Source organism: Citrobacter sp. Awk 4, assembly GCF_028069725.1.
In the GTDB taxonomy this organism is placed as follows: Bacteria; Pseudomonadota; Gammaproteobacteria; order Enterobacterales; family Enterobacteriaceae; genus Citrobacter_D.
In genome coordinates, this window is sequence record NZ_JANEWG010000006.1 from 75,322 (window position 1) to 97,413 (window position 22,092).

Genomic DNA, 22,092 nt, shown 5'->3' on the forward strand with positions numbered 1-22,092 from the left:
GTATGTCAAACGATACCCCCTCAATTCTGCTGATAGATGATGATAATGACGTACTGCAGGCCTACAGTGAACTCTTGCAGCGCGAAGGCCACTCAGTTTGCACCTGCAACGATCCCACACAAGCATTAGCGCTACTTCAGAATGAATGGCCAGGCATCGTAGTGTGTGACGTCTGCATGCCAGACATTTCAGGTATGGTGTTATTGGAAAAGCTGATGACTATCGACACTAGCTTGCCCATTCTGATGATTACCGGGCACGGCGATGTACCGATGGCCGTTGAAGCAGTAAAAAAAGGCGCTTACGACTTTTTGCAAAAACCAGTCAATCCGGAGCAGCTCCTGATGCTGATCGAGAAGGCACTGAAGGAACGCAATGCCTACATGGAGCAGAAAAAATGGCGCAGGTCTCAGTTCAATCAGCACTTAATCGGTGACAGCAGTTGGATACGCCAGACACGTCAACGATTAGAAACATTGGCGGAAACAGCGCTCCCGGTCTGTTTTTACGGTGAACCTGGTACCGGGAGAACTCTGGCAGCCCAGTATCTTCATCAGTTCAGTTCTCGCAGAGACTGCCCGCTAATCAACCAGACGCTAAATGCTAATAGCAAACAGTTGCTGGAAGAGTGGGTCAAAGCAGCCGAGGGCGGTACGCTGTTGCTTAAGAACATTGAGCACCTGACGCTGGAAAACCAGCGTTACCTGCTCCAACAACAAGAAAGACCGCAAGATAGATCGTTTCGCCTCGTTGTCATCAGCCAGACTCCGCTAGCTGAATTGGCTGCAGCGCAGAAACTTACTGCAGAACTTTATTATCTTTTTTCCCTCACTCACATCGAATGTCTTCCGCTGAATCAGCGCCCTGGAGACATTGAATCGATATTCAATCATTACCTGACTCTTACCTGTAAGCGATTAAACCGTCAACCACCACTGCTGGGGAAAGTATTCATGAAGCGGCTGATGACCCGAATCTGGCCGGGTAACATCATTGAGTTGGTCAACGCTGCGGAACTGGCGGCTGTCGGTGTACTCATGCTTGAAGATTCCGACAATCTCCAGGTCATGGACGCCAATTCAACGCCGCTGGATGAACGCGTCGAAAGCTACGAACGGCAGATTATTATCGATGCCCTCAATATTTATAAAGGGCGCATTAATGACGTCGTCGACTATTTCCAAATTCCAAGAAAAAAACTCTATCTGAGGATGAAAAAGTACGGAATTGATAAAATGGATTTCCGCTACGAAAAAAAAGCAGGTAGAGGGAAAAAAGAAGAGGAATAACCGGGGCATTCTTTACCCCCTACAGCGACCATTCAAACTGGCTCTGATATGTTCCTTTAATCAAAAATTCGGGGCGGTGAACACGTGTGTATCTCCGTTTACGTATTCAGCCATTCGTTTAATGAAAACGGTGGCGAGTCATAAATGACTCTCCACCTAGCTGGCGCATCTGGCGAAGGATCCACGCCTGACGGCTACGTACATAACCTGAAGGCGCACTGGCTTTAAACCGCAAAGGATTCGGTAGTACCGCGGCCAGAAGCGCCGCCTCCGACATCGTTAACCGGCTGGCGGGTTTGTGAAAGTAACGAAGCGCTGCGGCTTCCACGCCAAAAACGCCGTCCCCAAATTCTGCGATGTTCAGATAGACCGTCAGAATACGCTTCTTACTCCAGACCGTTTCCATCCCTAATGTTAAACCGGCTTCCAGACCTTTACGCACCCAACTGCGGCCATCCCATAAGAACAGGTTTTTCGCGGTCTGCTGCGATAATGTAGAAGCGCCACGAATACGGTTCTCATTGCGCTCATTGTGCGCCAGCGCTTTCTCAATGGAGGCCATATCAAACCCCCAGTGGTCGGGGAACGTCTGATCTTCTGCAGCAATCACCGCCAGCCCCATCCACGGAGAAATTTCGTCCATGCTAACCCAGTCGGAATGCGCCACGTAGCCAAAGTTGCCCTGCAACCATGCGCCAATTTGCCGTTCCACCATGACTGCCGAGAAGGGCACGGGCACCACGCTAAAGAGCACGATCCCACCGCCCCAAAAAACCGCCAGCACGATAACCGCGCGCAGGCAAAAGCGCCTTAAGATAGCCAGCGGTTTACCGTGCCATTTACTCATTCGGTTAAAGCCAGTACACGCGATACCAGTTTTTCGATACCGAGTGCCGCCTGAGCAATATCCTGTGCCAGCATATACGCAGGCGTAGTGACAATTTTGTTGTCTTCATCCACCACGATATCGTCGACCGGGCACGGCACATGCTCTGCACCCATATCTTCCAGCACTTCAGCCGTATCAATATCGGTGCCAATGGTCACACGCAGCGGAAAATCAAAAATTTTCGGTAACATCGCGGGCGCAATGCACATAAACCCCAGTGGCTTACCGGACTGATGCATTGCCACTGCCAGCGCCGCCAGATCGCTATCGACCCGGCATTCACTGCCCTGGCTGGCGAAATTACTCAGGTTTTTCGCTGCCCCAAAACCGCCGGGAACAATCAGCGCATCCAGATCGCTGGCAACGGCCTGGGTCAGCGGGCGAATATCGCCCCGCGTAATACGCGCCGCCTCAATCAGAACATTGCGTGAGTCTGCCATTGTTTCGCCAGTCAGATGATTAATCACATCCGTTTGCTGCCGGTCAGGTGCAAAACAGATGGCCTGAGCGTCATTACGGGCTATCGCCAGTAAGGTCAAAACGGCTTCATGAATTTCAGAACCGTCATAAACACCACAGCCACTGAGCACTACACCAATTTTTTTCATCGTCATCGTCCTTTTCGCATCTGACTGAAACGCATTAATAATTTTAATAAGAATGCTACGCTTCACACATTTTGCTGATTCATGTAACAAAACATTTAAGATGTTGCTATCTTAACTGCGTGCGGCCTGAAAAACAGAGCTGCGCCCTTGTAAATCATCATTATAACTTACGGCGCAGCCACGATTTCCCTGGTGTTGGCGCAGTGTTCGCGCACCCCGGTCAAGCCGGGGTCATTTTTTTCCAGCGTTTGCTACCCAGGCTTTCAGTACCTCGACGTCGTGCTGCCACTCCTGCTTCATCTCTTCAATCCATTCACCCACATTATCGTCCCAGGCCGGGAGATCCGGTGATTGAATTTGCTGACCGAGTTGTTGCAGGTGACGCAAGCCAACGGAACCCGCCGCCCCTTTAATTTTGTGGCCTTCTTCAACAACGCCTTTTTTGTCACGCGCCGTTAAATTGGATTCCAGCACGCTTAAATAACCCGGCATCATCTTCTCAAACACCGCCAGACCGTCGGTAATTAACTTCGGCCCAACCAGTTCGATGTACTGCTCTAACATCGGGATATCTAACAGCGCTTGCGATTTACTGCTTTCTTCAGGTGTCACAGTGCTCTCCTCTTTATCACGGGTATCCCAGTATTTTTTAATCATGGCCGTTAGCGCTGGAACTGACAACGGCTTGCTCAGCACATCGTCCATTCCCGCATCCAGGTACTCTTTTTTGTCTTTCAGCACGTTGGCGGTCAATGCCACCAGCGGCGGCAGCTCTTCCCGCGCATAGCGCTGGGTGAGCTCTCGGGAGATATCCAGTCCGGTCATGTCCGGCAATTGAATATCCAGCAGCACTAAATCGTATTCACCCGGGGTAAACATTTCCAATGCGGCCTTTCCGGTCATCGCCACATCCACGCTGTTACCCAGCTTTTCCAGCACCGAACGCGCGACAATCACGTTCAGCTCAATGTCTTCGACCAGCAGTACATGAAGCGCCGGCAACGGTAACTCGTTTTCCTCAAATGCATCCTCTACCTCTTCTGCAACGGCGGGCGCGTGCACGGTAAGCGTAAAGACAGAGCCGTGGCCCGGCTGGCTGGAAACCGTAATATCACCGCCCATGTTTTTTGCCAGACGGCGCGAGACGGCAAGGCCAATCCCGGTGCCCGTCGCCGGTTTACCGCCGTGGCTGTCTTTCACCTGATAATACATGGCGAAGATTTTATCCTGCTCGTCCTGCGGGATACCGATCCCGGAATCTTCGACTTCAAAGTGCAGCATATCCCCTTCATCAAAACGGGCCCGCACCGTTACCTGACCTTGCTGGGTGAATTTCACCGCATTACTGATCAGGTTCCACAAGATCTGGCGCAGTCGCGTGCCGTCAGTAATCACCTTATGCGGTAATGGCAAGGTCGGTTCAAGGACAAAACGCAGCCCTTTTTGCTGGGCTTGCAGACCGGAGAGATTCTCAAGATCCGCCATAAAACTGGTGAAATCTATTGGCTGATTATCCAGTTGAACCTTACGCCGCTCCATCTTATCCATATCAATAATATCGTTGAAAATATTGCCCAGCGTCACCGCTGAGACATGGATAGTTTTCAGGTATTTTTCCTGCTCGCTCGTCAGATCAGTGTCGAGCAGAATGCGGCTTAAGCCGACAATACCGTTCAGCGGAGTGCGTAGCTCATGGCTAATAGTTGAAATAAACGTCGTCTTGTCGCGGCTGGCGCGCTCAAGCGCATCCTGATAGCGTTTGCGTTCGGTAATATCACGGCCAAAGCCCATCAGACCGTGACGCTTACCCACGCGATCGTAATAAGGCACTTTGCGAATCTCAAAGCAGGCTTTGCGCCCGTCGGGATAATCCAGCCATTGCTCGTAGGTCAGCGACACATTGTGACGAAAGACTTTCTCGTCCGTTTCAATCACCTTCTCCGCCGCTTCTGGCGAGTAAACATCGACAGGTCTTAAATTAACCAGTTGCTTTTCGCTCTTCCCGGTCAGCAGTTCCATAGCGCGGTTACAGCCAGAAAACTCTTTATCTTCATTACGATAAAAAACCAGATCCGGCGATGCGTCGAGGAATGAACGTAAGAAAGAGGATTGCTGTTCAAGCTGGATTTGCGTCTCTTCACGCTCTTTAATTTCCACCTTAAGCTGCTCAAACGTCGAGTGCCGTTCCGCTTCTGCTTTTTCGCGGTCCGCAATTTCCTGATTAAGCTGGGAAATATTGTCTTTCAACTGCACGTTGAGCTTGAGATCGCGTTCCCGCATCTCTTCCAGTTTTTGGACCAGACGCGACAAACGTTGCCTGGACTCTTCCAGTTGCTCCACCACGACAGAGAGGAAATAGACCGCCCAGGGGGTAATGAGCAGGCCGAAAAAGATCGAGCGAATCACATCGATACTTTCGACCTCGCCATGCAATACCATGGTCACAGCCATCTGCACCACAATGGCCAGCACGACCAACGCCAGCGCTAACAGCAGTGAAAAGCGCACCAGACCCAATTTCATCATCAGGTCGACATAATACTGCGCCAGCATACGGATTTGCTTCATAGAGGGTTCCTTCACGACTACCTGGCACAATAATACTCAATTATGAGCAAGGCGTTGAAGAATGTGTGAAAAATGCGTGAATGGCGCGATCTTTACGCCGGATGACGGTTAGCACCTTCTTTAACTTGCGTTTCCCAGCCCAGGTCGGATACGCGCAGCGCCCTCCAATATATCAACGCACATTGTCAGGCATCACCCAACAACGTCCCAGCGCCGAGCCCTGCACACCGTGTTCATTCAGGTACTTATCCAGCTCCACCATCCCGGTCCAGCGGTTTTCGCACCACAGCGGGGCAAGCAACGTTGGCCGACGGGCGCTGGCGGAGATGCGGTGGAAAATCACTTCTGGCGGCGTATGACGGATCATCTCGCCAGCGGTAACGGTGTAATCCTCCAGCGCAATGCCACTTAAACGCCCCGCTTCCCACGCCTTCGCCATTATGCTGCCTTTAACAATGTGCAACGGATGCAACTTAATACCATCGACGCCGGTTTCCACAACACGCTCCAGCGTCTGCAGACATTCGCTCTGCCCCTCGCCGGGCAAGCCGACAATTAGGTGTGAGCAAACTTTTAACCCGCGCTGACGAGCAAGTTGGGTGGTTCGTTGATAACAGGCGAAATCATGACCGCGATTGATGCGATGTAGCGTTTTGTCGTGTGCGGTTTGCAGCCCCAGTTCCAGCCATACTTCATAGCCCTGGTCTTTGTATTCACACAGCAGATCCAACACCGCATTGGGCACACAGTCTGGACGCGTGCCAACGCACAATCCCACAATGCTGGCCTGGCTTATCGCTTGTTGATACATCGAGCGCAACACCTGAACTTCGGCAAAAGTGCTGGTATAAGCCTGGAAATAGGCCAGATAACGTTTGGCGCGATTGACCAAATTCGCCTGGTGCGCGAGTTGTTCAGCAATGGAGTGATGCTGCTGCGCTTCATCAGCAAAAGAGGCAACGTTACAGAAGGTGCATCCGCCACGTCCGATGGTGCCATCACGGTTTGGGCAGCTAAACCCGCCGTGCAACGTCAGTTTATGAACCTTTTGCCCATAACGACGTGAAAGATCCCCACCAAACATATTGACTAATTTCTGTAACTGCATAATCTGATAGACCGCGCCTTGAAAAGAGGCCAAAGCCTGCCATTTTTAGCCTTTGTCGGCGATGACCTGGATCAATCGCCACGGCGGCCTTTTATCAATTGCATAACCAATCAAAATAACCGATATTTCATTCAAAATAGCGTTAATTACTTTTCCTTATCTTCCGCTCTTTTTTTCCTCTTCTGAGGGCTTCAGCGTAAAAACAGTATCATGAAACGCCTACCAGCCATAAACCAGCATAAAATGCTGAATCTCACGATTAATCAAGCGCAGACTGGGGTCAACAGCCCTTCCAGACAGTGAGACAGATCACACTCTCCGCTCCGTTTACCGGGCGTTAAATCAATGTAAAAATCCTACTATTTTCAATACATTCAATGGATTAATCGACCAATAGCACATTTTTGCATAAATAAGATTGCCATTTGACCTGTGTGTGGATTCCCGATAAGTTGGAAATCCGCTGGAAGCTTTCTGGATGAGTAGTGTGCTCATCATATTTATGCAGTAATTGAGATTCCCTCTGACAGCAAGTCCTCAAACTTGTTTGACCTACGCGAAACGGATGAAAGAGGGCGAATGCGAGGTAAGCGTATGACACGCAACCCCCGTCGCCATGCTCTTGGTGTGCCCGTGCGCAGCGGTCCAGAGAGGCGTCCCTCAGAGCCTGGGGAGGTTCACTGATATGTTGTACGATAAATCTCTTGAGAGGGATAACTGTGGTTTCGGCCTGATCGCCCACATAGAAGGCGAACCTAGCCACAAGGTAGTGCGTACTGCTATACACGCGCTGGCCCGAATGCAGCACCGTGGCGCCATTCTCGCGGATGGAAAAACCGGCGATGGCTGCGGTTTACTGCTGCAAAAACCCGACCGCTTTTTTCGCATTGTTGCCGAAGAGCGCGGCTGGCGTTTAGCCAAAAACTACGCCGTCGGCATGATCTTTCTGAATAAAGATCCTGAGCTGGCGGCCGCATCCCGTCGTATTGTCGAAGAAGAACTCCAGCAGGAAACCCTGTCGATCGTTGGCTGGCGCGAAGTACCGACCAATGAAGGTGTTCTCGGTGAAATCGCCCTCTCCTCTCTGCCGCGTATTGAGCAAATTTTCGTTAATGCGCCTGCGGGTTGGCGTCCACGTGATATGGAACGCCGCCTGTTTATCGCCCGCCGCCGCATTGAAAAACGTCTGCAGGAAGATAAAGACTTCTACGTTTGCAGTCTGTCGAACCTGGTGAACATTTATAAAGGTCTGTGTATGCCGGCGGATCTGCCGCGCTTTTACCTGGACCTCGCGGATCTGCGCCTGGAATCAGCTATCTGCCTGTTCCACCAGCGCTTTTCCACTAACACCGTGCCACGCTGGCCGCTGGCGCAGCCGTTCCGCTACCTGGCACACAACGGTGAGATCAACACCATCACCGGCAACCGTCAGTGGGCGCGCGCCCGTACCTATAAATTCCAGACACCGCTGATCCCAGATTTGCAGTCTGCCGCCCCGTTCGTCAACGAAACCGGCTCCGACTCCAGCTCACTGGATAACATGCTGGAGCTGTTGCTGGCCGGCGGGATGGACATCATCCGCGCCATGCGCTTGCTGGTGCCGCCAGCCTGGCAGAACAACCCGGATATGGACCCGGATCTGCGCGCCTTCTTTGACTTTAACTCCATGCACATGGAGCCGTGGGACGGCCCGGCTGGCATCGTGATGTCTGATGGTCGCTTTGCGGCCTGTAACCTTGACCGTAACGGTCTGCGCCCGGCGCGCTACGTCATCACCAAAGATAAGCTGATCACCTGCGCTTCTGAAGTGGGGATCTGGGATTACCAGCCTGATGAAGTGGTCGAGAAAGGCCGCGTCGGTCCGGGTGAACTGATGGTGATCGACACCCGCGGCGGACGCATCCTGCACTCTGCGGAAACTGACGATGACCTGAAAAGCCGCCATCCGTATAAAGAGTGGATGGAAAAAAACGTCCGCCGTCTGGTGCCGTTTGAAGAACTGGCTGATGACCAGGTGGGTCAACGTGAGCTGGATGACGACACTCTCGCCAGCTACCAGAAACAGTTTAACTACAGCGCCGAAGAGCTGGACTCCGTGATCCGCGTGCTGGGCGAAAACGGCCAGGAAGCCGTGGGTTCAATGGGCGACGACACCCCGTTTGCCGTGCTCTCCAGCCAGCCACGTATCATTTACGACTACTTCCGCCAGCAGTTCGCGCAGGTCACCAACCCGCCTATCGATCCGCTGCGTGAAGCACACGTGATGTCGCTGGCCACCAGCATTGGTCGTGAGATGAACGTCTTCTGCGAAGCCGAAGGGCAGGCGCACCGTTTAAGCTTCAAATCACCGATTTTGCTGTACTCCGATTTCAAACAGCTCACCACCATGAAAGAGGAGCATTATCGCGCGGATACGCTGGACATCACCTTCGACGTGACAGAAACCTCGCTCGAAGAGACGGTGAAAGCGCTGTGCGACAAAGCCGAGCAAATGGTACGCAACGGCACCGTATTGCTGGTGCTCTCTGACCGTAACATCGGCAAAAACCGTTTGCCGGTTCCGGCTCCGATGGCGGTCGGCGCTGTACAGACCCGTCTGGTAGAACAAAGTCTGCGCTGTGATGCGAACATCATTGTCGAAACCGCCAGCACGCGCGACCCGCACCACTTTGCCGTGCTGCTGGGCTTCGGCGCGACGGCAATCTATCCCTACCTCGCGTATGAAACACTGGGCCGCCTGAGCGACACCCACGCGATTGCGAAAGATTATCGTACCGTGATGCTGAACTACCGTAACGGCATCAACAAAGGTCTTTATAAGATCATGTCCAAAATGGGCATCTCGACCATCGCCTCTTATCGCTGCTCAAAACTGTTTGAAGCCGTCGGTCTGCACGATGATGTGGTCAGTCTGTGTTTCCAGGGCGTGGTCAGCCGCATCAGTGGCGCCGGTTTTACAGACTTCCAGCAAGACCTGCTGAATCTCTCCAAACATGCCTGGCTGGCGCGTAAACCGTTGGCTCAGGGCGGTCTGCTGAAATATGTTCACGACGGCGAGTATCACGCCTATAACCCGGATGTCGTGCGCACTTTGCAGCAAGCAGTGCAAAGCGGTGAATACAGCGACTATCAGGAGTACGCGAAACTGGTCAACGAACGCCCGGCGACAACGCTGCGCGACTTGCTGGCGATCACGCCTGGCGAACAGGCCGTGAGCATTGATAAGGTCGAGCCCGCCACAGAGCTGTTCAAACGCTTCGATACCGCCGCAATGTCAATCGGCGCACTGAGCCCGGAAGCGCACGAAGCGCTGGCGGAAGCGATGAACAGCATCGGCGGCAATTCGAACTCCGGTGAAGGCGGTGAAGACCCGGCGCGCTATGGCACCAACAAAGTGTCGCGCATCAAGCAGGTGGCTTCCGGTCGTTTCGGTGTGACCCCCGCGTATCTGGTCAACGCCGACGTGATTCAAATTAAAGTCGCGCAGGGCGCGAAACCGGGTGAAGGCGGTCAGTTGCCGGGTGATAAAGTGACCCCGTATATCGCCAAACTGCGCTACTCAGTGCCGGGCGTAACACTGATCTCCCCGCCGCCGCACCACGATATCTACTCGATCGAGGACTTAGCGCAGCTGATTTTCGACCTCAAGCAGGTCAACCCGAAAGCGATGATCTCCGTGAAGCTGGTTTCCGAACCGGGCGTCGGCACCATCGCCACCGGTGTGGCGAAAGCCTACGCGGACTTGATCACCATTGCTGGATACGACGGCGGCACCGGCGCGAGCCCGCTCTCGTCAGTGAAATACGCGGGTTGTCCGTGGGAACTGGGCCTGGTGGAAACCCAGCAGGCACTGGTGGCTAACGGTCTGCGTCACAAGATCCGTCTGCAGGTCGACGGCGGTCTGAAAACCGGCGTCGATATCATCAAAGCGGCTATTCTGGGTGCGGAAAGCTTCGGCTTCGGTACTGGACCGATGGTGGCGCTGGGCTGTAAATACCTGCGTATTTGCCACCTGAACAACTGTGCAACAGGCGTGGCAACCCAAGACGACAAACTGCGTAAGAACCACTATCACGGCCTGCCGTTCAAAGTGACCAACTACTTTGAATTCATCGCCCGCGAAACCCGCGAGCTGATGGCCCAACTGGGCGTGACGCGTCTGGTGGATCTGATTGGCCGTACCGACCTGCTCAAAGAGCTGGAAGGGTTTACCGCCAAACAGCAGAAACTGGAGCTGTCGCGACTGCTGGAAACGGCTGAGCCCCATCCCGGCAAGGCATTGTTCTGTACGGAAAACAATCCACCGTTCGATAACGGCGTTCTGAACACGCAACTGTTGCAACAGGCAAAACCGTTCGTCGACGAGTGTCAGAGCAAAACGTTCTGGTTTGATATTCGCAACACTGACCGTTCCGTCGGCGCATCACTGTCTGGCTATATTGCGCAAACGCATGGCGATCAGGGACTGGCGGCGGACCCTATCAAAGCGCACTTCAGCGGTACGGCGGGCCAAAGCTTCGGCGTATGGAACGCGGGGGGTGTGGAGTTGTACCTGACCGGTGATGCCAACGACTATGTCGGCAAAGGCATGGCAGGCGGCTTGCTGGCGGTGCGTCCTCCGGTCGGTTCAGCCTTCCGCAGCCATGAGGCGAGCATTATCGGCAACACCTGTCTGTATGGCGCCACCGGGGGACGCTTGTTTGCCGCTGGTCGTGCGGGTGAACGTTTCGGCGTACGTAATTCCGGCGCAATCACTGTCGTGGAAGGCATTGGCGACAATGGCTGTGAATACATGACCGGCGGTATTGTGTGTATTCTCGGTAAAACCGGGGTGAACTTCGGTGCTGGCATGACGGGCGGATTCGCCTACGTACTCGACGAGAGCGGCGATTTCCGCAAACGTGTAAACCCGGAGCTGGTGGAAGTGCTGAGCGTAGACTCGCTGGCTATCCACGAAGAACACCTGCGCGGTTTAATCACCGAGCACGTGCAGCATACCGGCTCTCAACGTGGTGAAGAGATTCTGGCGAACTGGCCCGCTTTCTCAGCGAAATTCGCGCTGGTTAAACCGAAGTCCAGTGATGTGAAAGCACTGTTGGGTCATCGTAGTCGTAGCGCAGCTGAGCTGCGTGTGCAGGCGCAGTAAGGGGTAGCAGCAATGAGTCAAAACGTATACCAATTTATCGACCTGCAGCGCGTTGATCCGCCGAAAAAACCGCTGAAGATCCGCAAAATCGAGTTTGTAGAAATCTACGAACCGTTTTCCGAAGGTCAGGCGAAAGCGCAGGCGGATCGCTGTCTCTCCTGCGGCAACCCGTACTGCGAGTGGAAATGTCCGGTTCATAACTACATCCCGAACTGGCTGAAGCTGGCGAACGAAGGGCGCATTTTTGAAGCGGCGGAGTTGTCTCACCAGACCAACACCCTGCCGGAAGTGTGCGGTCGCGTCTGCCCGCAAGACAGACTGTGCGAAGGGTCCTGCACGCTGAACGATGAGTTTGGCGCAGTCACCATCGGTAATATCGAACGCTATATCAATGATAAAGCCTTCGAAATGGGCTGGCGTCCGGATATGACCGGCGTTCGCCAGACCGACAAACGCGTGGCGATCATTGGTGCCGGGCCCGCAGGGCTGGCCTGTGCCGATGTGCTGACCCGCAACGGCGTGAAGGCGGTGGTGTTTGACAGGCATCCGGAGATCGGCGGTCTGCTGACCTTTGGTATTCCGGCCTTCAAACTGGAAAAAGAGGTAATGACCCGCCGCCGTGAAATCTTCACCGGCATGGGCATTGAGTTCAAACTCAATGTTGAAGTGGGTCGTGACGTACAGCTCGACGCCCTGCTAAAAGAGTACGATGCTGTCTTCCTCGGCGTCGGGACGTACCAGTCAATGCGCGGTGGTCTGGAAAACGAAGATGCCGATGGCGTGTTCGACGCCCTGCCGTTCCTGATCGCCAATACCAAACAGATGATGGGCTTTGGCGAAACCGCCAATGAACCGTTTGTCAGCATGGAAGGCAAACGCGTCGTCGTGCTGGGCGGTGGCGATACTGCGATGGACTGCGTTCGTACCTCGGTTCGTCAGGGTGCGACACACGTAACCTGTGCCTATCGTCGTGACGAAGAAAACATGCCTGGTTCAAAACGCGAAGTGAAAAACGCGCGTGAAGAAGGTGTCGAGTTCCAGTTCAATGTGCAGCCGCTGGGCGTGGAAATAAACGCCAACGGTAAGGTGTGCGGCGTGAAAATGGCGCGCACTGAGATGGGTGCCCCGGATGCGAAAGGTCGTCGTCGCGCGGAGATCGTTGCCGGTTCCGAGCACGTGGTTCCGGCAGATGCGGTGGTGATGGCGTTTGGTTTCCGTCCGCACAGCATGGAATGGCTGGCGCAACACAGTGTCGAGCTGGATTCTCAGGGGCGGATTATCGCGCCGGAAGGCAGCGACAACGCATTCCAGACCAGCAATCCAAAAATCTTCGCGGGTGGCGATATCGTTCGCGGTTCGGATCTGGTGGTCACGGCGATTGCCGAAGGCCGTAAAGCCGCTGACGGGATCATGAACTGGCTGGAAGTGTAGGTCTCAGTGCCGGATGGCGGCGTCACCGCCCCATCCGGCTTTTTTATGCTTTCAATAAACTCGCTCGCACCTTCACGACCACCTTCTTGATCTCCCCCGGAACATCAACAACACAGCCCGGCTTATGCGGCTCTCCCGGCATAAATACCGCGAACATGCCCGGCTTCAACACCAACGCGTGTTCATTGTCGATGTGAGTACACAGCTGATAATCCTCCTCAACATGCATCTCTTCACACTGACGCGCAGAACCGGTGATGCCGAACAGAATGCGTTCCTCACCTGCCAGCAGCAGTTGAATGTCGATGTACTGCTCATGCAGCTCTGCCTTCTTCTCTTGCGCAGGCTGTGTGGCAAACTGCATCACATTCATAAAGATATCGTCACCGCGCAGTTCATAGCGCCCTGGCGCTGTTTCCTGTGGTCGGGCCGCTAACGCCAGCGTCAGCGCCTCTTCCAGTACCGGATGTAGCCCCGCAGTCGGTAGCGACTGCACTTCCCCCATCATCATCATTTGCCTCCCTGAGCTATCAATGCAGCGCCTAATAACCCGGCGTCATGCTGGTAATGCGCCGCACTCAGCGCCACGTGATACACCGACGGCTCCTGCGCCAGAAAGTGACGAACCTGCGCCAGGTACCCTGTCGCCAAACCAACACTGCCGCCAACGACCACCTGCTGGCAATCGGTGGTGGCTTTCACATCGGCAATTAACCGCGCCAGCACCTGAGCGGAATGCTGGACCAGGCGTATTGCCTGCTCATGGCCATCAGCCGCCCGGGCAAAAATCGTTTTTGCATCACATCCGGCAAGCTCACCCTGAGCCGCCGCCGCGATCCCGCGTCCGGAGGCGATCGCTTCCACACATCCCACCCGGCCGCAGCCACACACCGGCCCCTGTGGATCCGCCAGCGTATGTCCCAGATGCCCGGCAAGCCCTCCCTCTCCGGTCAGTAATTTACCGCCGCTGACGATGCCGCCCCCAACGCCGGTTGAAACGGTGATAAACACCATATCGCTGATCTCTTTCGCAATGGCATGGTATTCCGCCCAGGCCGCCGCCTGAGCATCATTCACCGCCAGCGCTGGTAAACCGGTCAGTTCCTCTAAGGTGTGCACCAGCGGGAAGTGCATCAGCCCGCCCAGATTTTGCGGATTAATCGACTGCAAGACACCCTGATGAATAATACCCGTCGAGGCAATCGCCACCCGTTTCGCCTGGGTTTGCAGCGGCTCAATCAGCGCCTTTAAGGCTTCACGCAGCGCATCCGGTGTTTTGCTGGCAGGAGTAGGACGTTCGCAGCGTTCGCGGATTTGTAGATCGTCGCCCACCAGCGCGGCAGCCAGTTTGGTGCCGCCGATATCTATTGCCAACGTCGTCATTGCGCCTCCTGATGCCACTGACAATGGGATTCCGGTCGAGTGATGGCGGTACTTCTTTTACCCTGTGTTTCAGGTAACAACATGTTTCTTCCCCTACAAAGATTGCCCGGTACGCGACCGGGCAAGCGGATCAACTTTTCGTTTTGACTAAGGCGCTTTTGTCTCCGCCCAACGGCACGACGCCGCTGAACGGTTTGCCGTCGATAGCGTCATGGGTACGCAGCGCTTCTGGACGCAGCCAGCGCTGAACACGGGTCGGCATATCAAGGCCAATCAGCAAGATAACCACAAACGTCAGGCTAAAGGAGAGCGATCCCAGCGCGGTGCCCAGATCCAGACGTTGTGCAATCAATGCACCAAGGATCGGCGCCAGCGCGCCACCAAGTGCTCCCACGTTATAGGTGAAGCCAAGACCTGCCGCACGCTGGTCGGTATCAAAATATCCGCCGATCAGTTTCGGCAGGATCCCTGAGATCCCCTGACCCAACATCTGCTGGAAGAACAGCAGCAAACCCAATACCCAGACGTTTGCGCCGCCAATGGCAAAGACCGGGATAATGAGCAACTGTGAGGCCAGCAGACTGCAAACATAGGCTTTGCGGGTGCCCAGCCAGTCGCCGAGGAAACCGCCCACGCAGCAGCCTACCGCCGCGCCGAAGCCGCTGAAGAACAGGATATTCGCCACCGTGTGCGGGTCATAGGACAGCTCGGTTTTGAGATAGGTCGGGAGCAATGCCTGGATAGGCCAGGAGTAAAGGAACGCAAACAGCACCACCAGCATGAGCGTGACGCCGGTTGGCCAGCGTTTACCGCTACTCTGCACCATAAAGCTGATGAAGATGACAGCACACAGCAGACCTAATCCCGCCACAATGGCGGCATTGTGCAGATTGCCTGCGAAACAGAACCACAGAGCGGTCGCCGCCACGATGGTCATCAGGATATTGATTACCCGATGCTCACCCCGGTAGAGAATATCGACCATAGTGCGTACCGGCGCTTGCCCTTCGTGTTTTTCTTTCCAGTCTTCCGCTTCCGGAATATTTTTTCGCAGCCAGAGCGCAAAGACAATCGGTAAGATGCCAATGAAAAAGAGGACTCGCCAGCCCCAGATGGGCACTACCAGACTGTAGACCTGGGCTGCGATAACCGCGCCAATGGAGAAACCGGAGATCAAAAATCCGCTGGCTTTGTTACGCAACTGCTTCGGCCAGCTTTCAATAACATAGGTTGCGCTTGAGCCATATTCGCCAGCCATGCCCATACCAATGACCAGACGAGCGATAAACATGGTGGTGTAACCGGGTGCAAAACCGCAGGCCAGCGTACCGACGGAAAAAAGGATAATGCTACTGACCATTGCCAGACGGCGACCATAACGGTCCCCCATGGCGCCAAGCATCAGCCCGCCGAACCAACGGGAAATAAAGGCTGCCGAGATCAGACTTGCTGCCTGAACCGTCGTCAACCCAAACTCACTTTGTACATCTGTCAATACAAGCGCAATTAATACAAAATCAAATCCATCAAGCACATACCCTAACCAGGCGGCGGAAAATGCCCGCCACTGTGCCCGGTTGAGATGGCGATACCACGGGATGCTCTGGGTATTAGTACTCATTTTACTCTCCCGACGATTTTTGTTGTTGTGCCGGAAAACGACATTGCCTAATCCGGCCTACGTTAGATCTATGTAGGCCGGACAGGCAAAGCGCCCCATGCTATCCGCTGTTATGCCTTTTCCGCCAGCAGCTGGTTGGCCAATGCTTGCAGTTCCGGCAGATATTTTTCATCCACAGGCGCAAACGGTTTGCGGCACAGCGGGACAGAGACAACATCCATGTAGTGCAGTACAGTTTTCAGGCCACGGAACACGCCCACTTTGATCAGCAGGTCGATCACCTTGTTACATTCGCGCTGTAACTGCTGCGCTTTAGCGATATTCCCTTCTTGCAGAGCCTGCACGATCCCCATATAGCGCCAGCCCATAATGTTGTAGGTACTGCCGATCCCGCCATCCGCGCCCGCCAGCAGACCGGAAGCGAAGATCTCGTCGTAACCGTTGTAGAGCACCAGATCCGGATGTGCACGACGGATCTGCTCCATCTGATAGAGATCCCCCGAGGTCTGTTTCAGGGCGCCAACGCCTGGCAGGGTGACCAGCGTGTTGATCTGATCCAGCGTCAGTTTGACGCCGCTCAGCGCCGGGATGTTGTAAACCACCATTGGCAATCCATCAGCAGAATCGATAATCGCGCGGTAGTGATCGCAATGTTCTTCAAAGCTGAACGGATAGTAGAACGGCGTCACCGCTGAGACGGCATCAAAACCGTAACGGCTGGCTGCTGCTGCCAGTTGCTGGCTTTCCGCCGTACTGACGCAACCCACATGAGCAATCAGGGTGATTTTGTCTTTGCCCTCTTCGGCCACGACTTCAAGCACTTCTTCGCGCTCGGCAAGGCTTTGCACAAAGGCTTCCCCGGTGGAACCTCCGACATACACCCCATCAATTCCCTGCTCAATGTTGAATCGCACCAGACGGCGAAGGCTGTCCTTATCTACTTTCTGCTGCGCATCGAAAGGGGTCAGGAGTGCGGGCATCACGCCACGTAAATTGCTTGCCATAAATACCTCATTAGTGGTGTTTAAAACTGATTAACTGTGTACCTTTATACCTGTTATACCAGATCGTTTTTACGACAGCGTAATACAGAAAGTTTATTGTGCGATCGACTTCACTAAACCGATCGCAATACGGGGATTACTTGCGGGATTTTTTGGTTTTACCGAAGGCGTGCCAGGTGGCAGACACGCTGTTGAGGTGGCATTGCAATGCGCGGTCAGCTTCGTCGGGATCGCGGGCGCGGATCGCATCGACAATCGCGATATGCTGTTGATAACTCACACTGTTATGTTCATACAGCGCTTCATCGGCAACTTTTGGACGCGCGGCGATCAGCCAGTCGAGCAACGCGACGTGGATCGCCATAAAGATCGGGTTGCCGGGGATCTCTGCCAACACACGGTGAAAATCGACATCGGATCGGATGAACTGGCTATTGTCATCCAGCGACTGACTGTTGATCTCCAGGGCTTTGCTCAGCAGGGCTACCTGTTCGTCCGTGGCGTGCTCGGCGGCGTAACGCACCAGACTCGATTCAAAGAAAAGGCGCAGTTGTTCAAAATGCGCGATGCCGCCAGGGTGCGAGAGAAAATCTTTCGCCATGCCGGAAAGTTCGCTGATGATGGTGTCCGCTGAGGGGCGCGAGACGCGCGCGCGTTCACCGTTGTTGATTTGTACCAGACCTTTGCGCTTGAGGGCGGCCAGCGCTTCGCGTACCGACGGGCGTCCGACGTTAAAGAATGCCATCAGTTCTCGCTCGGACGGCAACGGCTCCCCTTCGCCAAACTCACGGCGGCGGATCATCTGCTCCAGCTCTTCTTCAACCATTTCAGAGAGTTTTTTGCGTGCCAGCGGGCGGCGGCGCAAACTGTTACCGATAGTGGATGGAGAATCTTCTGCTTGCGAATCAAATGCGTTCATAGCGTCCAGTCTGATGAATTGTGACCAACAACAACAAAAGTTATCCTAACACAGGATCGAAAGCGGGGTGAAATGCTCCGACTTTCCCATCCAGAAAACAAATGGTTCCCGCTTTTTCTGATTATACATGATTAATTCAGTGTTCTATTTCTCCCTATATTCCCTCTTTATTTATTCTCCCAGTTTTAACGGATGTGAGTCCTCTGCCCGAGTTAATGAAATTTAAGAATATGCTCTTGAAAAATAATCATAACAATATGTTTTTAAACAAAATAATTAAATTTTCAATTTAAAAACACGATATCTATGCCATAAAAACCGTAAAGAAAAATATAACATCCGCTCCAGCACACCATCATCACCTGATTCATCTTCTTTCTGGCATGGAGTGAGAAAATGTTCGGCATAATAATTTCTGTGATCGTATTAATTACGATGGGCTATCTGATCCTCAAAAACTATAAACCCCAGATAGTTCTGGCGGCTGCGGGGATCTTCCTGATGCTATGCGGCGTCTGGTTAGGTCTGGGATCGCTACTGGATCCGGCCAAAAGCAGCGGCTATCTGTTGGTTGATATTTATAATGAAATCCTGCGCATGCTCTCAACCAGGGCCGCCGGATTAGGGTTGTCCATCATGGCGGTGGGGGGATATGCCCGTTATATGGACCGGATGGGCGCCAGTCGGGCGATGGTGAGTCTGCTGAGCCGGCCACTGAAGCTTATCAAATCACCCTATATTGTTCTCGCCGCGACCTATGTGATCGGACAGATCATGGCACAATTTATTACCAGCGCGTCGGGGCTGGGAATGCTATTGATGGTTACGCTCTACCCGACGTTGGTCAGCCTGGGTGTAAGCCGTCTTTCTGCGGTGGCGGTCATCGCAACATCAATGTCGATTGAGTGGGGGATCCTCGAAACAAACTCTATTTTCGCGGCACAGGTCGCCGGAATGAAAATTGCGACCTATTTCTTTCAGTACCAACTACCTGTCGCCACCTGCGTCATTGTTGCTGTCGCTATCGCCCACTTTTTCGTTCAGCGACGATTTGACCAAAAGGCGACGACAGAGAGCGGGCACCCCGTGGAGCAACGCGCTCTTGAGGATGTCCCCCCGCTGTATTACGCGCTTTTACCCGTTATGCCGCTCATCCTGATGCTTGGCTCACTCTTGCTGGCACATACTGGCTATATGCAGTCAGAGCTCAATTTGGTCGTGGTGATGCTGATGAGCATGACCATCACGATATTTGTGGAATTCATTCGAACGCACAATCTTCGGGAGACGATGGATGACGTCCAGGCGTTCTTTGATGGTATGGGCACCCAGTTCGCGAATGTTGTCACGCTGGTGGTCGCGGGTGAAATTTTTGCCAAAGGCTTAACGACTATCGGTACCGTAGATGCCGTGATCAAAGGCGCTGAGCATTCCGGTCTGGGCGGTATTGGCGTCATGATTATTATGGCAATTGTCATTGCGGCCTGCGCAATTGTGATGGGATCTGGCAACGCGCCATTTATGTCTTTTGCCAGTCTGATCCCGGATATCGCCGCAGGACTTCACATTCCCGCCGTCGTTATGATCATGCCAATGCATTTTGCAACAACGCTGGCGCGTGCTGTTTCACCAATCACCGCCGTCATCGTTGTGACGTCAGGCATTGCAGGCGTCTCTCCCTTTGAGGTCGTTAAGCGTACGGCAATCCCCATGGCGGTAGGATTCGTGGTGAATATGATTGCCACTATCCTATTATTTTATTAGCAGACAGTAGAATACAAAACAGGCCCCCAGGGGCCTGTTTGAATTTACTTCACGACACGGAGCGCCGGTCGACCACCACGCGGTGGTGGCGGTGGATCGTCATCGGGACGGTTGTCGTCATCATGATCCGGCTTATCACCATCGATAACTGACATGACCGTCTCGCCCTCAGCACCAGACGTTTCATCGTCATCATTGATACTGGTGACGTCTTCATCGTAAGCGGCTTCAGGTTCGAACATCGTACCCGCACCATTCTCACGTGCATAAATCGCCAGTACGGCAGCAAGCGGGACTGAAACCTGGCGAGGTACACCACCAAAGCGCGCATTAAAACGCACTTCGTCATTTGCCAGTTCCAGATTCCCCACCGCACGAGGTGCAATGTTCAGAACGATTTGCCCGTCACGTGCATATTCCATGGGGACATGTACGCCAGGAAGCGTCACATCCACCACCAGGTGCGGCGTTAGCTGGTTATCCAGCAGCCATTCATAAAATGCACGCAGCAGGTATGGACGGCGTGGGGATAGCTGTGACAAATCCATACAGATTAACCCCGGCCGAGGCGCATTTCACGCTCAGGTTCGGTCAGCGACGCCAGGAAAGAGTCACGCTCAAAGACGCGAGTCATGTAGCCTTTCAGCTCTTTCGCACCCGCACCGCTGAACTCAATACCCAACTGCGGCAAACGCCACAGCAACGGCGCCAGGTAGCAATCGACCAGGCTGAACTCATCGCTCAGGAAATACGGTTTCTGACCAAATACAGGCGCGATCGCCTGCAGCTCTTCACGCAGTTGTTTGCGTGCAGCGTCAGCTTCAGAAGCAGACCCGTTTACGATGACGTTCATCAGCGTATACCAGTCTTTTTCAATACGATGCATGTACAGGCGGCTTTCACCGCGAGCAACCGGGTAAACCGGCATCAGCGGCGGATGAGGGAAACGCTCATCAAGATATTCCATAATGATGCGAGATTCCCATAGGGTCAGCTCACGATCCACCAGTGTCGGTACGCTCTGATTCGGGTTGAGGTCAATCAGATCCTGAGGTGGATTGTCCTTTTCCACGTGCTCGATCTCGAAACTAACACCTTTCTCAGCCAGCACAATGCGGACCTGATGGCTATAGATGTCAGTAGGACCAGAAAACAGCGTCATTACCGAACGTTTGTTGGCAGCGACAGCCATGAAAACCTCCAGGTATATTCAGAATTTTTACTGCTACCAGCCACCAGGTGACCAGTCAGAAGTTATGTTTCCCATCTTCGGAAAAGTCATCATTGTTCAAAAATCAAACAAAAAATGAACAATACTCGATATTTGGGCAGAAAATTGGATGATAGTTTACCAGATTTTGTGACCTTTGTGGTGAGTCGATTCTGGAAATGGGCAAAAAGAGGGCGTTAATCGGAGGATAGCGGTGCGTTTAACGACGATTTATCCATAAAAAAACCCGCCGAAGCGGGTTTTTCGCCAACTGTATTCTGCGTGAGCAGAAACCAATTAACGTTTGGAGAACTGCGGACGACGACGTGCTTTACGCAGACCGACTTTCTTACGTTCAACCTGACGAGCGTCACGAGTAACGAAGCCAGCTTTACGCAGTTCAGAACGCAGGGACTCGTCGTACTCCATCAGAGCGCGGGTGATACCGTGACGGATCGCACCAGCCTGACCAGAGATACCACCACCTTTAACGGTGATGTACAGATCCAGTTTCTCAACCATGTCGACCAGTTCCAGCGGCTGACGAACTACCATGCGGGCAGTTTCACGACCAAAGTACTGTTCCAGAGAACGTTGGTTGATTACGATTTTACCACTGCCCGGTTTGATGAAAACGCGAGCTGCGGAACTTTTGCGGCGACCAGTGCCGTAGTATTGATTTTCAGCCATTGCCTATAATCCCGATTAGATGTCAAGAACTTGCGGTTGCTGTGCCGCATGGTTGTGCTCGTTGCCCGCGTAAACTTTCAGTTTACGGTACATAGCACGACCCAGCGGGCCTTTTGGCAGCATGCCTTTAACCGCGATTTCAATCACACGCTCAGGACGGCGGGCAATCATCTCTTCAAAGGTCGCTTGTTTGATACCGCCGATGTGGCCAGTGTGGTGATAGTACACTTTGTCAGTACGCTTGTTGCCGGTTACAGCAACTTTGTCAGCGTTCAGAACGATGATGTAATCACCGGTATCTACGTGCGGAGTGTATTCCGCTTTGTGCTTACCGCGCAGGCGACGAGCCAGTTCAGTAGCCAGACGGCCCAGAGTTTTACCGGTCGCGTCAACAACATACCAGTCGCGTTTTACGGTTTCTGGTTTAGCTGTAAAAGTTTTCATTAAAAGCTTACCCAAATA

The 22,092-nt window shown here is 53.5% G+C and carries 17 protein-coding genes; 4 read left to right on the forward strand and 13 right to left on the reverse strand.

Annotated features, from left to right (window positions below; genetic code table 11):
- Window positions 1-2: 2 nt before the first annotated feature.
- Window positions 3-1,289, forward strand: coding sequence for a two-component system response regulator PgtA (gene pgtA, locus NNO04_RS03890; RefSeq protein WP_271443566.1), 1,287 nt, complete (start codon window positions 3-5; stop codon window positions 1,287-1,289).
- Between the two features lie 118 nt (window positions 1,290-1,407).
- Here the strand turns inward: pgtA and mtgA are convergent, their stop codons facing one another.
- From mtgA to NNO04_RS03910, 4 genes are all read right to left on the reverse strand, one after another.
- A complete protein-coding gene (gene mtgA / locus NNO04_RS03895) occupies window positions 1,408-2,136 on the reverse strand; it encodes a monofunctional biosynthetic peptidoglycan transglycosylase (RefSeq protein ID WP_271443567.1) in 729 nt (242 codons plus the stop codon).
- Window positions 2,133-2,786 carry an isoprenoid biosynthesis glyoxalase ElbB gene (gene elbB / locus NNO04_RS03900; RefSeq protein WP_271443568.1) on the reverse strand — a complete coding sequence of 218 codons (654 nt, stop codon included), beginning with the start codon at window positions 2,784-2,786 and terminating at the stop codon, window positions 2,133-2,135. The genes mtgA and elbB overlap by 4 nt, the downstream gene beginning before the upstream one ends.
- A 231-nt stretch (window positions 2,787-3,017) precedes the next feature.
- On the reverse strand, window positions 3,018-5,354 hold the full coding sequence (gene arcB / locus NNO04_RS03905) for an aerobic respiration two-component sensor histidine kinase ArcB (protein ID WP_271443569.1): 2,337 nt from the start codon (window positions 5,352-5,354) through the stop codon (window positions 3,018-3,020).
- 172 nt (window positions 5,355-5,526) lie between these two features.
- Window positions 5,527-6,462 carry a TIGR01212 family radical SAM protein gene (locus NNO04_RS03910; protein ID WP_271443570.1) on the reverse strand — a complete coding sequence of 312 codons (936 nt, stop codon included), beginning with the start codon at window positions 6,460-6,462 and terminating at the stop codon, window positions 5,527-5,529.
- A 685-nt stretch (window positions 6,463-7,147) separates the two neighbouring features.
- On the opposite strand from NNO04_RS03910, the gene gltB reads away from it, so the two are divergent.
- Both gltB and gltD read left to right on the forward strand, forming a co-directional pair.
- Window positions 7,148-11,608, forward strand: a complete 4,461-nt coding sequence (gene gltB / locus NNO04_RS03915) for a glutamate synthase large subunit (RefSeq protein ID WP_271443571.1) — start codon at window positions 7,148-7,150, stop codon at window positions 11,606-11,608.
- Window positions 11,609-11,620: 12 nt separating this feature from the next.
- On the forward strand, window positions 11,621-13,039 hold the full coding sequence (gltD, locus tag NNO04_RS03920; RefSeq protein WP_271443572.1) for a glutamate synthase subunit GltD: 1,419 nt from the start codon (window positions 11,621-11,623) through the stop codon (window positions 13,037-13,039).
- A gap of 43 nt (window positions 13,040-13,082) precedes the next feature.
- Here the strand turns inward: gltD and nanQ are convergent, their stop codons facing one another.
- The 5 genes from nanQ to nanR all read right to left on the reverse strand — a co-directional run bounded on the left by nanQ (window position 13,083) and on the right by nanR (window position 17,975).
- Window positions 13,083-13,550 carry an N-acetylneuraminate anomerase gene (nanQ, locus tag NNO04_RS03925; protein WP_271443602.1) on the reverse strand — a complete coding sequence of 156 codons (468 nt, stop codon included), beginning with the start codon at window positions 13,548-13,550 and terminating at the stop codon, window positions 13,083-13,085.
- Window positions 13,550-14,422, reverse strand: coding sequence for an N-acetylmannosamine kinase (gene nanK, locus NNO04_RS03930; protein ID WP_271443573.1), 873 nt, complete (start codon window positions 14,420-14,422; stop codon window positions 13,550-13,552). The genes nanQ and nanK overlap by 1 nt, the downstream gene beginning before the upstream one ends.
- A 130-nt stretch (window positions 14,423-14,552) precedes the next feature.
- Complete coding sequence (locus NNO04_RS03935) at window positions 14,553-16,043, reverse strand: MFS transporter (protein ID WP_271443574.1); 1,491 nt, start codon at window positions 16,041-16,043, stop codon at window positions 14,553-14,555.
- Between the two features lie 110 nt (window positions 16,044-16,153).
- The gene (nanA, locus tag NNO04_RS03940; RefSeq protein ID WP_271443575.1) at window positions 16,154-17,047 is read right to left on the reverse strand and encodes an N-acetylneuraminate lyase; all 894 of its coding nucleotides are present in this window, start codon (window positions 17,045-17,047) and stop codon (window positions 16,154-16,156) included.
- 136 nt (window positions 17,048-17,183) lie between these two features.
- A complete protein-coding gene (gene nanR / locus NNO04_RS03945) occupies window positions 17,184-17,975 on the reverse strand; it encodes a transcriptional regulator NanR (protein ID WP_271443603.1) in 792 nt (263 codons plus the stop codon).
- A 387-nt stretch (window positions 17,976-18,362) separates the two neighbouring features.
- On the opposite strand from nanR, the gene dcuC reads away from it, so the two are divergent.
- On the forward strand, window positions 18,363-19,730 hold the full coding sequence (gene dcuC / locus NNO04_RS03950; protein ID WP_271443576.1) for an anaerobic C4-dicarboxylate transporter DcuC: 1,368 nt from the start codon (window positions 18,363-18,365) through the stop codon (window positions 19,728-19,730).
- A 44-nt stretch (window positions 19,731-19,774) separates the two neighbouring features.
- Here dcuC and sspB read toward each other — a convergent pair whose 3' ends face one another.
- The 4 genes from sspB to rplM all read right to left on the reverse strand — a co-directional run bounded on the left by sspB (window position 19,775) and on the right by rplM (window position 22,074).
- Complete coding sequence (gene sspB / locus NNO04_RS03955; RefSeq protein WP_271443577.1) at window positions 19,775-20,278, reverse strand: ClpXP protease specificity-enhancing factor; 504 nt, start codon at window positions 20,276-20,278, stop codon at window positions 19,775-19,777.
- Window positions 20,279-20,283: 5 nt separating this feature from the next.
- Window positions 20,284-20,922, reverse strand: a complete 639-nt coding sequence (gene sspA, locus NNO04_RS03960; protein ID WP_162379325.1) for a stringent starvation protein SspA — start codon at window positions 20,920-20,922, stop codon at window positions 20,284-20,286.
- Window positions 20,923-21,237: 315 nt separating this feature from the next.
- Window positions 21,238-21,630 (reverse strand): 30S ribosomal protein S9, encoded by a 393-nt coding sequence (gene rpsI, locus NNO04_RS03965; protein ID WP_003860436.1) that lies wholly within the window; start codon window positions 21,628-21,630, stop codon window positions 21,238-21,240.
- Window positions 21,631-21,645: 15 nt separating this feature from the next.
- Window positions 21,646-22,074 carry a 50S ribosomal protein L13 gene (gene rplM, locus NNO04_RS03970; RefSeq protein ID WP_024551131.1) on the reverse strand — a complete coding sequence of 143 codons (429 nt, stop codon included), beginning with the start codon at window positions 22,072-22,074 and terminating at the stop codon, window positions 21,646-21,648.
- Window positions 22,075-22,092 lie beyond the last annotated feature (18 nt).